This window comes from Pedobacter sp. 05T44 (genome assembly GCF_056395985.1).
Genome location: NZ_JBFTKO010000010.1, coordinates 54,546 through 67,686, shown reverse-complemented (window position 1 = coordinate 67,686; position 13,141 = coordinate 54,546). Strand labels below are relative to the sequence as shown.

The window sequence follows — 13,141 nt, the reverse complement described above, 5'->3', positions numbered from 1 at the left end:
TCGCTAAAAAATAAAAGGGTATTGAAGATATTTCATTACCCTTTATATTTTCTTAGGCAATTCCTTAGCTGTGCTCTACCTTGTAAATAGTGGTTTGAGTGTATGTTTCACCAGGCCTCAATACAGTGCTTGGAAATGCAGGAATATTAATCGCATTTGGATGATGTTGCGTTTCTACACAAAATCCTCCAAAAGGTTCGTAATTTCTTCCTTCTTTGCCGTGCTTCACATTAAGGTATTTAGCTGTATATAAATGGGCAATTGGTTCAGTAGTATAAACAGATAGTTTTAAGCCTCCGGTTTGTTCAGTTGTTTCAGAAGCTAATGTGAGCTCACCATATTCTTTATCGAGTACGTAGGTTTGATCGTATCCTTCGGCAGGATCCCAGTCTGCGTCAAATTCCTTACCACCCAAAAAATCATGATGAGTACCTTCTACAGGAATAAGTTTTCCTGTTACTACATAGTTGTCGTCTTGTTCAAGATAGTTGCTTGCAGGCATTCTGTGGTGATGTTTCCCTACTGAACCACCAGTTGGGGAAAGATTAAAATAACCATGATGGGTTAAGTTAATAGCTGTTGCTTTGTCTGTTGTTGCTTTAAAATCAAGAATCAGCTCGTCCTCATCAGTTAACTTAAAAGTTAACTGAATGGTAAGGTTTCCTGGGAAGTTCTCTTCGCCATCCGGACTTGTGTATTGAAGTGTTACGCTTGGGTCAATGGTAGACAAGACCTCCCATACCCTCTTGTCATAACCCATATCGCCACCATGCAGGCAGTCTCCTCCTTTTGCTTGCGATAGCTGATAAACCTCTCCATCAATAGTAAATCTGCCATTTTTAATTCGATTGGCATATCTGCCAATAACAGCACCTAAATAGGGATAATTTGCTAAATATTCTTCGCTTAAGTATTGATCAAAATCATCAAATCCCAATACGATATCCTGCTTTTCTCCATTTTTATTGGTTACTATAAATTTACTTATTATAGCCCCATAATTGTATATTTTGACATATGTTCCCTTAGTATTTGTTAATTCTACACCAAGTACTTCTTTGCCATCTATAATTTTACCTGTCTTTACTAGTTTAGTCTTCATTTATATATAATAAAATGCATTTTATGTTGAATTGAACTTACTCGATTCGGTTCATAGTTGTATATTTAGGGCCAGGTATTTTTGGATCCACTCGTTTGTCAAACAATACTATAAATACTTTATTAAAACTAAAACATTAATTTAAAATATTACAATGAAAGCGGAATTAACCAATAAATTCTTTGAAAAGTATGAACAACAACCAACAGCACATTATTTTACTCCAGGTCGCGTAAACTTAATTGGCGAACATATAGATTACAATGGAGGCTTGGTAATGCCTTGTGCAGTTACGTTAGGAACCTGGTTAATTATTGCTCCAAACAACGACAACGTAATCAGATTTAAAAGCTTAAATTTTGAGGAAACTGCACAAATTGAACTGAAACCATCTTATACTAAAACTGGTTCTGAGTGGTTCAACTATCCCCTGGGTGTTTTTAATGAAATTTCAAAGAAACATAAAATTCCGACAGGCTTGGATCTATTGTTTTTTGGTAATATTCCAATTGGTTCAGGTCTATCTTCTTCCGCTTCTATTGAAGTAGTAATGGCTTATGCTTTAAATGACTATTTTAAGTTAGGTTATGAGAAGATTGAACTACCATTGTTAGCTCAGAAAGTTGAGAATGAATTTATAGGTGTGAACTGTGGTATTATGGATCAATTTGCCGTTGCCTTTGGTGAAACTGATAAAGCCATAGTATTAAACTGCGATACCTTGAAATATAAGATAGTAGATTGTAATCTTGGAGATTATTCACTTGCTATCATCAATACAAACAAACCTCGTAAGCTGGCTGAATCTAAATATAACGAAAGAGTATCTGAATGCCAGACAGCATTAGCTCAATTAAATCAAGAAATTAAGCTTAATAATTTATGTGAACTAACAGCGGAAAAATTCGCTTTACATAGTCATCTAATTACTGACGAAACTGTTTTGAAGAGAGCGACTCATGTTATTAAAGAAAATGATAGGGTTAATTTAGCAGCTAAAGCATTGAATGAAGGTAACTTAGTGGAGTTTGGACGTTTGATGTATGCTTCTCATCAATCATTAAAAGATCTGTATGAAGTAACTGGAGTGGAGCTTGATACTGTAGTAGATTTCTGCTCTGATTATGAGCACGTTATTGGTGCCCGTATGACAGGTGCAGGTTTTGGGGGATGCGCTATTGCCTTGCTTAAAAAAGGACAGGAAGAAGATTTTGCCAAACAGCTTACAGACTATTATGTAGATCGCGTTGGATACCCTGCTGCAATTTATATTAGTGAAATTGGTAACGGTGCATCTGCTATTTAATGAAAAAGCTAAAGTTAGATGAGCTAAACCGCGTTGGTGTTGATGAATTTAAAGAACAAGAGAAGCTACCTGTTATTGTAGTACTTGATAATGTGCGAAGTATGCACAATATTGGCTCTGTTTTTAGAACGGCAGATGGTTTTGCTATCGAAAAATTATATCTGTGTGGAATTACGGCTCAGCCTCCGCACAGAGAAATTGAAAAAACAGCTCTTGGTGCCACCCAATCTGTAGAATGGGTTCATTTTGAAACAACTCTTGATGCTGTAGCATCTCTAAAAGCCGATGGGTATCGGGTTATTGGCATAGAACAAGCTGCAGGCAGCATCATGCTAAATACATATAAACCGAAGTCTTCTGAAAAATATGCTTTGATTTTTGGTAACGAAGTTAATGGGGTTAGTGATGAAGTGATGGCCCAGATTGATGAATGCATCGAAATTCCACAGTTTGGCACAAAGCATTCTTTTAATATCGTAATATCTGCAGGTATTGTGCTTTGGGATTTCTTTGCTAAATTAAGACTGTAAAATATTTCTACTTCAATATTATGGAGAACGGGTTATTAAAGAAAATATACTTCAAACCTGGTTTTAAGGTGTTATTGGCAAATGCGCCCAAAAATGGTACTGCTATTTTAGGTGATGTTAGCAGTATATCATTAGTGAACAATTCTGCTGACGATTTTAATGGTCTACTCCTTTTTGTAAAGGATAGCTCAGAATTAAACAGGGAACTCAAAATCTGGGCACCAAAAATAGATGACAAAAAAACAGTTTGGATTGCTTATCCAAAAAAGACCTCCGGAATAGTTACCGATCTGAAGATGGAGAAATGGAATGAACTGGAACTTTATAAACTTACTCCGTGTGCTTCTGCAGCAATTGACGACACCTGGACAGGTATTAGAATTAAACCAATTGATCAGGTAAAAGCATCTGGTGTTGGAAATAATGAAATTAAAAAAAATGAATTTTCTGAGTTTATAGATGTTGAAAATAAAAAAGTAACGGTGCCATCAGATTTGGCAAAGTTATTTTTGCAGCATCCGCAAGCACAGTCTTTTTTCGAGACCCTCGCCTATTCTCATAAAAAAGAATATGTATTGTGGATTCTTACGGCCAAACAAGAACAAACAAGGATAGGCAGATTGCAAAAAACTATTGAAATGTTACTGGTTGGTAAAAAGAATCCAACTATGAAATAGTCCTGACATTCAAAATTTGTATATCCCTTTAATTTGTGGTATGCGAATATTTTTACTATTTCTACTCTGTGCTGCTTTAGCAAGTTGTAACCATTTTGAGTTTAGTCCAAATCAAACTTTTGATAAAATTTCGTTAAAGGATGTAAACGCCACCAATCTGAAAAGATTGGGTAATGGTGCGGATGATGATACCGTAACTTTCGTTTTAACTGGCGATAGCCAGAAATCACGAGACGAAACGGTAAAGTTTTGTAAAGCCGTGAATGCTATTAAGGGGATTGACTTTGTAGTTCTGGCTGGTGATATTACTGAATTTGGTGTTTTAAAGGAAATGCTTTGGATTTCAAGAACTCTTGAAGATCTTCATGCTCCCTATGTAGCTGTTATAGGAAATCACGACGAAACAGCCCGTGGTAAGGAAACATTTCAGCATATGTTTGGCGAACTTAATTATTCTTTTATATACGGAGGTGTAAAATTCGTTTGCCACGATAGCAATAGCCGGGAGTATAATTTCAATGGTCAGGTGCCCAATATTCCCTGGTTAAAAAATGAATTGAAACCATCGCCCGGGATTAAAGGTTTTGTAGGTATTTCTCATGTGCCGGTTAATTCAGAAGATTTTGACAGCAAATTAATCAAGGATTATACAACCACACTTGCTCAAACTCCAGGCTTCCTGGCATCACTTAACGCACATACTCATAATTATAATCTCTTTTATCCGGATGATTCGGGTATTCCCTACGTGATCACAAGCGCGATGGCAAATAAGGAATTTTTAGTTGTACAAATTGTAAATAATAAGATAAGTTTTGAGAGAGTATATTTTTAAGTTCCGTTTCGTTTTTTTGCTGTTGGTTGCAAGTAGTGCTAAAGTATCTGCACAAAGTTTTAAATTCTTAATTCCTGATCAGGCAATTGTACAGTATGCCGGAAGTATAGGTTATTTTAGTGGAGGTGTTGGTTATGAACTGTTTGGTAACAAAAAAGGTAATTTAGATTTACTTTATGGATTTGTACCGGGTAGTAAAGGTGGGGTTTTGAATATAGCAACTGCTAAATTTGGCTATAAACCATGGGCTATTAAATTGAAAGAATGGGGGAAAATTTATCCTTTTAATCCTGCAATATTTGCTACTTATACTTTTCATAAGGAGCTGTCATTTAAATTTCCAAGCGGACAATATGCTCATGATTATTATTACTGGTCAGAAGCTTTGCGTCCGCATCTTGCTTTCAGTAGCGAAATTGAGCTGGATGCAAAAAAACTTTTGAAAAATACGGGTATCAGAGCAATTGGTCTTTATATAGAGGCAAATACGAATGATTTTTATCTGATCAATTATCTTCAAAATACATCTGCACTAACTGTAACGGATATTTTTCAGCTGGGAATAGGAATGCGTGTTAAGTTTTAAAATTAGAAACGCAGCAACAAACAAAAGGCTCCGGTATATTTACCGGAGCCTTTTGTTTGTTATAATATTTATACCTCTACTTAAGCGTATGGAATACCATCTTTTGATGGCAAACTACTGTGTCCCATTAAGTATTGATCTACTTTTCTGGCCGCTTCTCTTCCTTCAGATATTGCCCAAACTACTAATGATTGTCCACGGCGCATATCACCGGCAGCAAAGATCTTAGCAATATTGGTTTGGTATTTACCTTCTTCAGCTTTTACGTTTCCTCTGTTGTCAAGCTCAACACCAAGATTTTCAATTAATCCTTCCTTTTGAGGATGTAAAAAACCCATAGCTAAAAGAACAAGCTGACAAGGAAGATCACGTTCTGTTCCTGCTTTTTCTTTGAAGTTTACCGGGCGACCATTAGCGTCAATTTCCCATTCTACATCAACAACTTTTACAGCTTTCAGATTTCCGTTTTCGTCTTTGATGAACTCTTTGGTATTTACTCCCCATCCTCTTTCGCATCCCTCTTCATGAGAAGAAGTTACTTTTAACAACATTGGGTAAGTTGGCCAAGGCATGTTGCTGGTACGTTGTTGCGAAGGCATCGGCATAATTTCAAATTGAGTTACCGATTTTGCACCCTGACGGTTAGAAGTACCAATACAATCAGATCCTGTATCACCACCACCAATTACAATTACATCTTTACCGGTTGCTAATATAGCTTCACCATCAACTGCGAAGTTTTTAACTCGTTTGTTTTGTTGTTTTAAGAAATCCATTGCAAAGTGGACACCTTTCGCCTCTCTTCCTTTTGCAGGAAGATCTCTTGGAATGGTTGATCCACCAGCAAGAATAATTGATTGAAAATCTCTAAGTAAGGTATTCAATTCAACATTTACACCTACGTTTGAGTTACATTTAAATACGATACCTTCTTTTTCCATTAAAGCGATGCGTCTTGTTACAACATCTTTTTGTAATTTAAAATCTGGGATACCATAGTTAAGCAAACCACCTGGTGTGTCGTCACGTTCGTAAACAACTACCTCATGTCCGGCTTTGTTTAATTGAGCAGCAGCAGCTAAACCTGCAGGTCCTGAACCGATAACAGCTACTTTTTTACCAGTGCGGATTAGCGGTTGCTCTGCTTTAATATAACCTTTATCAAAGGCAATTTCAATAATGTGTTTCTCTATTTCCTCAATTGATACGGGTGATTTGTTAATTCCAAGTACACATGCTGATTCGCATGGTGCCGGGCAAATCCTTCCTGTAAATTCAGGGAAGTTGTTTGTGCTCAGTAAGATAGTGCTGGCCAGATGCCAGTCGCCTTTATATACAGCTTCATTGAATTCAGGAATCACGTTGCCTAAAGGACAACCCGACTGACAGAAAGGAACACCGCAATCCATGCATCTGGCTGCTTCTTTGTTAACTTCCTCCAGTTCAAAATTCTTTACGAATTCATTATAATGTTTTAAACGCTCTTTTGCATCTTCTTTTAAAGGAGCAGTTCTTTCGTATTCTAAAAATCCAGTTACTTTTCCCATTATTTAAGATATTTTCAGTTTGTTACTTTTGTTCATTAATACTGCTTTGTATTCTTTAGGGAATACTTTGATGAAATGTGCAGATTGTGTTGCCCAGTCGTCTAGCAAGAATTTAGCTACACTACTTTCTGTAAGCTGAAGATGTTTCTTTAATAAATGAGTGATACGTAGTTCATCCTGTTCATCAAGAGGATCCAGATCTACCATCTCTTTATTGCATTTGTTTGCAAAATCACCTTTAACATTATAGATCCATGCAATACCACCGCTCATACCAGCCGCAAAGTTGCTACCTGTATCGCCAATAACCAATACCTCGCCGCCAGTCATGTATTCACAACCGTGATCTCCAAGTCCTTCTACAACAGCAGTTGCACCAGAGTTACGTACCGCGAATCTTTCACCCGCCTGCCCTCTTACAAACAGCTCACCAGAAGTTGCACCATAAAGAGCCACGTTGCCGATAATGATGTTTTGCTCAGGTACATATTTAGTAGTACTGAAAGGGAAAATCGATAATCTTGCTCCCGAAAGTCCTTTACCTACATAATCATTGGCCTCGCCTTCAAGATGTAATGAGATACCTCTAGTAGCAAATGCTCCGAAACTCTGACCAGCAGAACCTTTGAATTTGAAATTGATGGTATCAGCAGGTAAACCTTGTGATTTGTATATTTTCGAAACTTCGTTTGAAAGCATGGTGCCAATTGCACGGTTGGTATTTTTAACTTCGAACTCCTTATATATAGGCTCTTTGTTAAATAATGCAGGCTGTGCAGCTTTGATTAATTCGTGATCCAGAATTTCTGATAATCCGTGATCCTGATCTTCTGTTTTAAATAAGCTTAATCCATTATCTGGTGCTTTATATAAAATTGCAGAAAGGTCAAGGTCTTTTTGTTTCCAGTCTTCCTGAGCTATTGCACGTACTTTTAATGCGTCAGATTGACCAACCATTTCTTCAACGCTTCTGAAACCAAGTTCAGCCATTGTTTCTCTTAACTCCTGAGCCAAGAAATAGAATAGGTTAACTACGTGATCCGCTTCACCTGTAAATAGTTTTCTTAAGTTAGGATCTTGAGTAGCAACACCAACAGGGCAAGTATTTAAATGGCATTTACGCATCATAATACATCCTGCGGTTACAAGAGCTGCAGTTGCAACACCCCATTCTTCGGCTCCAAGTAAAGTTGCAATTGCAATATCTCTACCTGTTTTTAGCTGTCCGTCTGTTTGTAACACAACCCTGCTACGCAAGCGGTTTTTAACAAGCGTTTGGTGCGCTTCAGCTAATCCAAGTTCCCAAGGTAAACCAGCATGTTGTATTGAAGTTAACGGAGATGCACCTGTACCACCATCAAATCCTGATACCAGAATTACATCAGCATGTGCTTTAGCTACTCCTGCAGCAATAGTACCAACACCAGCTTTAGAAACCAGTTTTACGTTGATTCGTGCTTCTCTGTTAGCATTTTTTAAATCGAATATTAACTGTGCCAAATCCTCGATAGAATAAATATCGTGGTGTGGCGGAGGAGAGATCAACCCTACTCCCGGAGTAGCGTGACGAACTTTTGCAATCCAATCATCTACTTTGTGTCCAGGTAACTGACCACCTTCACCAGGTTTTGCACCCTGTGCCATTTTAATTTGTAACTCATCTGCATTGGTAAGGTAGTAACTAGTTACACCAAAACGTGCAGAAGCGATTTGCTTAATTGCAGAGCGCATTGAGTCACCATTTTCAAGCACTTCATATCTCAACTCATCTTCACCACCCTCACCGGTATTGCTTTTTCCACCAATACGGTTCATTGCAATAGCTAATGTAGAGTGTGCTTCGTGAGAGATGGAACCGAACGACATTGCTCCGGTAGCAAATCTTTTAAAGATATTTTCAACTGGTTCAACCTCCTCTAAAGAAATAGCCGGGCGATTGTAACTGAATTCAAATAAACCTCTTATTGTATAAGCCTGGTTTGTTTGCTCGTTTACCAGTTTAGAGTATTGCTTATAAGTGCTGTAATCATTTTTCCTTGTAGCGTTTTGCAACAAGTGGATGGTTTGAGGGTTGAACAAATGCTGTTCACCTTTACGTTTCCATTTATAGTTACCACCAGTAGGTAAAATAGCATCCGGACGGTTAGCTAGTTTAAAGATCCTGTTGTGTTTAATCAACGTTTCTTTAGCTATTTCGTCTAAGCCTAATCCACCGATTCTTGAAACAGCTCCGGTAAAGTAGTTGTCTACTACACTTTTATGTAATCCAAGAATTTCGAATATCTGAGCACCATGGTACGATTGTAATGTAGATATACCCATTTTAGAGAATATCTTTAACAAACCATTGTTAACCGCGTAGATATAATTTTGGAATAATTTTTCTTTTTTCTCTTGAAGTTCAGTTTCAAAACCAGCAATAGTTTCTAAAGCCAGGTAAGGATTTACTGCAGTTGCACCAAAACCAATTAAAGTTGCAAAATGATGAACTTCCCAAACATCACCAGCCTCAACCACAATACCCACAGCACCTCTATATCCTTTACGGATTAAGTGATGGTGAACGGCTGAAACAGCTAATAACGAAGGAATGGCAGCATGCTCAGAATCAAGAGCCCTGTCAGAAAGGATAATTACCTGGAAACCATCTTCAACAGCATCAACAGCATAGCGGCAAAGCCTTTCGATACCTTTAGCTAATGCACCCGGGTTGCCATCTGCTCTGAAATAAGTTTGTAGTGTTTTGGATTGGAATACTCCGGTATCTATACTTCTTAATTTCTCAAGTTCAAGGTTGGTTAATATAGGATGTTTAATGCCTACACAATGACATTGCATTGCATTTTCTTCCAATATATTACCGTTATTACCCATAAAACCGGCTAAACTCATTACCACTTTTTCCCTGATAGGGTCAATTGGTGGGTTAGTAACCTGGGCAAATAACTGCTTAAAGTATGAGGCTAAGTGTTGTGGTTTTTGAGAAAGGATAGCCAAAGGAATATCAGTACCCATTGAACCAATTGGTTCTTTGCCGTCCTGAGCCATTGGTTTTAAGATTAGATCAATATCTTCTCTGCTATAGCCAAAAACCTGTTGGTATCTAAAAATAGACTCCTGAGACAGATTGCTAAATACTAATCTTGGATCAGGAAGTTCTTCCAGTCTGATTTGGTATTTATTGATCCAGTCGCCATAAGGCTTGCTACCACATACCTGTTGTTTAATTTCAGCGTCACTAATGATTCTGCCTTGCTCCATATCTACCACAAACATTTTTCCAGGAGTTAATCTTCCTTTCTCAATGATTTTGCTTTGGTCAAGAGCTAGTGCGCCAGCCTCAGATGCCATAATTACACGGTCATCCTCAGTGATGGCATATCTTTGCGGACGAAGTCCGTTTCTATCTAATGTAGCACCTATAAGGTTTCCATCGGTAAATGAAACTGCCGCTGGTCCATCCCAAGGCTCCATTAAAGTAGCATGGAATTTATAAAAAGCTTGTTTCAGTTCATCCATATCGTCATTACCATCCCACGCTTCAGGAATTAACATCATAAGAACGTGTGGTAAAGAACGACCAGAGTGAAGTAGTAATTCTACTATATTGTCTAAACATCCAGAATCTGAGTTAGACTCATCAATTACAGGAAGTAAAATATTTAATTCTTCAGGAGTAAAGTAAGAAGAAGCAAAAGATTTAACACTTGCTCTGAACCAGTTCAGATTACCCTGCAAAGTATTGATCTCTCCATTATGAGCGATATACCTGAAAGGTTGTGCCAGCCTCCAGGAAGGGAAAGTGTTTGTAGCAAAACGCGAGTGAACTAAACCAAAAGCTGAAACCACACGTTTATCGCTAAGCTCAGTAAAATAGCTTCTAACTTGCAGTGAAGTTAGCTGACCTTTATATACAATTGTTCTTGACGAAAAAGAAGCAATATAAAAGTCGCCATTAATACCTTTTACAGTATTATTAATTGTTTTAGACAGGTAGTTTTTAAATACGTACAGTTTACGTTCAAAATCTGCACCTGCTGCAATTGCATAAGGACGGGCAATAAATACCTGTTCCATTTCCGGTTCTACTGACAAGGCCATATCGCCAATACCTTCTGTATTGGTTATTACCTTTCTAAAGCCCAGAACTTCCAGGTTTAGTTTTTCGGCAGCGCGGTAAATAATTTCCCTACATTCTTCTCTTGCCTTCACATCTTTGGGTAGGAATAGCATTCCGACGCCGTAATCTCCAGATTCATTTAAACTGAATCCGATTTTGAGACACTCGTCATACAGGAATTCATGGGGTATTTGTATCATAATACCAGCCCCATCACCTGTATTGATTTCAGCTCCGCAAGCCCCGCGGTGATCAAGATTTTCAAGAATGGTTATAGCGTCAGAAATAATTTGCTGTGATTTCCTGCCCTTTATATGGGCAACAAATCCGATACCGCAGGCATCGTGCTCAAAACGCTGGTCATATAACCCTTGGTTATCTTGTTTTGGTTCCATAAGTCTCGTTTAAATATTAGTTTTGGTATAGTGTATTTAGGACACTAAGATACGAATAAAATTCAAGGAATTATAATATTCACATATTTTTTAGAAAAAAAGCAGTACTTGGCAATGAAGTGCGTACTTAATTATCATATTAGTAAATTACATCGTTTTAATTTATGATGTTGGTAATGGTGTTATTTAGAATTATTTTGCATAACAAAATAATTACAAATGGCTTTACGTGCTTTAAACGCAATTTTTCTTGTTTTTTGCTGTCGGTTTTTTGATTTTCTTCTATTTAATCTAGTGTGTTCCCTTGTAAGGTTATCTAAATATAAGGGAAATATTAAATTATTTACAAACTCAATCTCTTTAACGTCAATTGATTATCTTTATTTCCTTTAAAAAGTTGAAATATTTAGTGATTTTCCTTTCGTAGATTCAGGTCTTTTGCTACTTTTGTGGCGGGCAAGTCTTTTACGATCAGCTCCTTTTGAACTCCCCCAGGTCGGGAACGAAGCAAGGGTAGAAAGTTGTAGCGATGCGATAAGAGGTGCTTGCCCTTTTTTTACTTTCAATGTAAAAAAAGGCTCTCCTCTCCTATTTTTTCCATCTTTTCTTAAAAGACTTCAATGTAAATACCTAATTTAGGCGTTTATTAATTGACAACTTATAACATTAACCAATTTGCTAAATTAAATAACATGAAATTTTTTATTGACACAGCTAATCTTGATCAAATAAAAGAAGCCCAAGATCTTGGTGTTTTAGATGGTGTAACCACTAACCCTAGTCTTATGGCTAAAGAAGGTATTACGGGCGATGCTAACGTAATTGCGCATTACAAGGCCATCTGCGCTATCGTAGATGATAATGTAAGTGCAGAAGTGATATCTACCACCTATGATGAAATCATCAAAGAAGGTGAAGCTTTAGCTAAATTAGATCCAAAGATTGTTGTTAAGGTACCTATGATTAAAGATGGCGTTAAAGCAATTAAATATCTTTCATCTAAAGGTATCAGAACCAATTGTACTTTAATTTTTTCTGCCGGACAGGCATTATTAGCTGCTAAAGCGGGTGCAACATATGTATCTCCATTTTTAGGTCGTTTAGACGACATCTCTACTGATGGTTTACAATTAATTGAAGATATCAGATTAATATTTGACAACTACGGTTACCCTACTCAAATTTTAGCTGCTTCTATCCGCGGTCCGTTGCATATTGTAAATTGTGCTAAATTAGGTGCAGATGTAATTACAGGTCCTTTATCTGCAATTACGGCTTTGTTAAAACACCCATTAACTGATAGCGGTTTAGCTCAGTTCCTTGCTGATCACAAAAAAGCTTCAGAAGCAAAATAGTGTTTCTTTAACGCATAAAAAAGGCTGGATCATAATTTATGACCCAGCCTTTTTTATGTGATTTATATATAATTGCTTAAGTTCGGTCGGGTGAAGACTTAGTCTTTATCTCTGGCTAATATTCCTGCACTAAGTGTTTGAAATTCATTCCCTGCAAGTACTTCTTTAACAAGATTGTAATCTATTTGTTCATCAGGTAATATCTCTATACCCTTTACCCCTGCTCCGTTTGCAGCTTCAACATCCCTTGGTTTGTCGCCAATCATTACAGAAAGGGCCGGATCAATGTTGTATTTAGCGATAGCTTCTAGTAGCATTCCTGATTTAGGCTTTCTGCATTCGCAATCGCCAGAAATAGTTGGATGATGAGGACAGTAGTATGCATGCGTTATTAAAGCACCCTGATCTTCAAATTTTTGAGCAAGAACTTTATGCATTTCGGCCAGTGCCTCTTCAGTATAACGCTTTTGAGCAATTCCACCTTGATTTGTAATTACGATTAGCAAGTAGCCCTCGTCATATAGTTTTTTCAAGGGAGGAATCTGATATTCCAATACTTCAAAATCTTCTAGTTTGGTAATGTAATCGTGAATTTCGTGATTAAGAACGCCATCGCGATCCAAAAAAATAGCTTTATTCATTATTTATAGTTATTCCTCTCGGTATTTTTATACCTTATGGGTTAGTT

The 13,141-nt window shown here is 37.3% G+C and carries 10 protein-coding genes and 1 other RNA gene; 7 read left to right on the top strand and 4 right to left on the bottom strand.

Going from position 1 to position 13,141, the window contains the following annotated elements; genetic code table 11:
• Positions 1 to 64: 64 nt before the first annotated feature.
• Positions 65 to 1,102, bottom strand: coding sequence for an aldose epimerase family protein (locus tag AC1DDK_RS16125; protein WP_337716258.1), 1,038 nt, complete (start codon positions 1,100 to 1,102; stop codon positions 65 to 67).
• Positions 1,103 to 1,256: 154 nt separating this feature from the next.
• On the opposite strand from AC1DDK_RS16125, the gene AC1DDK_RS16120 reads away from it, so the two are divergent.
• Genes AC1DDK_RS16120 through AC1DDK_RS16100 form a run of 5 tightly spaced genes read left to right on the top strand, consistent with a single transcriptional unit; the run spans position 1,257 to position 5,036 of the window.
• Positions 1,257 to 2,408, top strand: a complete 1,152-nt coding sequence (locus tag AC1DDK_RS16120; RefSeq protein ID WP_172662956.1) for a galactokinase — start codon at positions 1,257 to 1,259, stop codon at positions 2,406 to 2,408.
• Positions 2,408 to 2,938, top strand: a complete 531-nt coding sequence (locus AC1DDK_RS16115) for an RNA methyltransferase (protein ID WP_172662955.1) — start codon at positions 2,408 to 2,410, stop codon at positions 2,936 to 2,938. Before AC1DDK_RS16120 ends, AC1DDK_RS16115 begins: the two co-directional genes overlap by 1 nt.
• 20 nt (positions 2,939 to 2,958) lie before the next feature.
• On the top strand, positions 2,959 to 3,615 hold the full coding sequence (locus AC1DDK_RS16110) for a YdeI/OmpD-associated family protein (RefSeq protein ID WP_337716256.1): 657 nt from the start codon (positions 2,959 to 2,961) through the stop codon (positions 3,613 to 3,615).
• Between the two features lie 40 nt (positions 3,616 to 3,655).
• Positions 3,656 to 4,450: a metallophosphoesterase family protein gene (locus tag AC1DDK_RS16105; RefSeq protein WP_172662953.1), complete on the top strand. Its 795-nt coding sequence runs from the start codon at positions 3,656 to 3,658 to the stop codon at positions 4,448 to 4,450.
• Entirely contained in the window at positions 4,431 to 5,036 is a 606-nt protein-coding gene (locus AC1DDK_RS16100; protein ID WP_246269707.1) for a hypothetical protein, read from the top strand. Before AC1DDK_RS16105 ends, AC1DDK_RS16100 begins: the two co-directional genes overlap by 20 nt.
• Before the next feature lie 80 nt (positions 5,037 to 5,116).
• On the opposite strand, the gene AC1DDK_RS16095 is transcribed toward AC1DDK_RS16100, so the two are convergent.
• The gene (locus AC1DDK_RS16095; RefSeq protein ID WP_172662952.1) at positions 5,117 to 6,583 is read right to left on the bottom strand and encodes a glutamate synthase subunit beta; all 1,467 of its coding nucleotides are present in this window, start codon (positions 6,581 to 6,583) and stop codon (positions 5,117 to 5,119) included.
• A 3-nt stretch (positions 6,584 to 6,586) separates the two neighbouring features.
• Positions 6,587 to 11,098, bottom strand: a complete 4,512-nt coding sequence (gene gltB / locus AC1DDK_RS16090; protein ID WP_172662951.1) for a glutamate synthase large subunit — start codon at positions 11,096 to 11,098, stop codon at positions 6,587 to 6,589.
• 454 nt (positions 11,099 to 11,552) lie between these two features.
• On the opposite strand from gltB, the gene ffs reads away from it, so the two are divergent.
• Both ffs and fsa read left to right on the top strand, forming a co-directional pair.
• An RNA gene (gene ffs, locus AC1DDK_RS16085) (signal recognition particle sRNA small type) lies at positions 11,553 to 11,652 on the top strand.
• Between the two features lie 138 nt (positions 11,653 to 11,790).
• Positions 11,791 to 12,453: a fructose-6-phosphate aldolase gene (fsa, locus tag AC1DDK_RS16080; RefSeq protein ID WP_048905467.1), complete on the top strand. Its 663-nt coding sequence runs from the start codon at positions 11,791 to 11,793 to the stop codon at positions 12,451 to 12,453.
• Between the two features lie 98 nt (positions 12,454 to 12,551).
• Here the strand turns inward: fsa and AC1DDK_RS16075 are convergent, their stop codons facing one another.
• Positions 12,552 to 13,094, bottom strand: coding sequence for a D-glycero-alpha-D-manno-heptose-1,7-bisphosphate 7-phosphatase (locus tag AC1DDK_RS16075; protein ID WP_337716254.1), 543 nt, complete (start codon positions 13,092 to 13,094; stop codon positions 12,552 to 12,554).
• Positions 13,095 to 13,141: the final 47 nt, after the last annotated feature.

What these genes read in the sequence shown, in the direction of transcription:
- AC1DDK_RS16115 (WP_172662955.1), top strand. Translation starts at nt 2,408, where the DNA reads ATGAAAAAGCTAAAGTTAGATGAGCTAAACCGCGTTGGTGTTGATGAA.
- AC1DDK_RS16095 (WP_172662952.1), bottom strand. Translation starts at nt 6,583, where the DNA reads ATGGGAAAAGTAACTGGATTTTTAGAATACGAAAGAACTGCTCCTTTA.
- gltB (WP_172662951.1), bottom strand. Translation starts at nt 11,098, where the DNA reads ATGGAACCAAAACAAGATAACCAAGGGTTATATGACCAGCGTTTTGAG.
- AC1DDK_RS16105 (WP_172662953.1), top strand. Translation starts at nt 3,656, where the DNA reads ATGCGAATATTTTTACTATTTCTACTCTGTGCTGCTTTAGCAAGTTGT.
- fsa (WP_048905467.1), top strand. Translation starts at nt 11,791, where the DNA reads ATGAAATTTTTTATTGACACAGCTAATCTTGATCAAATAAAAGAAGCC.
- AC1DDK_RS16075 (WP_337716254.1), bottom strand. Translation starts at nt 13,094, where the DNA reads ATGAATAAAGCTATTTTTTTGGATCGCGATGGCGTTCTTAATCACGAA.
- AC1DDK_RS16125 (WP_337716258.1), bottom strand. Translation starts at nt 1,102, where the DNA reads ATGAAGACTAAACTAGTAAAGACAGGTAAAATTATAGATGGCAAAGAA.
- AC1DDK_RS16110 (WP_337716256.1), top strand. Translation starts at nt 2,959, where the DNA reads ATGGAGAACGGGTTATTAAAGAAAATATACTTCAAACCTGGTTTTAAG.
- AC1DDK_RS16120 (WP_172662956.1), top strand. Translation starts at nt 1,257, where the DNA reads ATGAAAGCGGAATTAACCAATAAATTCTTTGAAAAGTATGAACAACAA.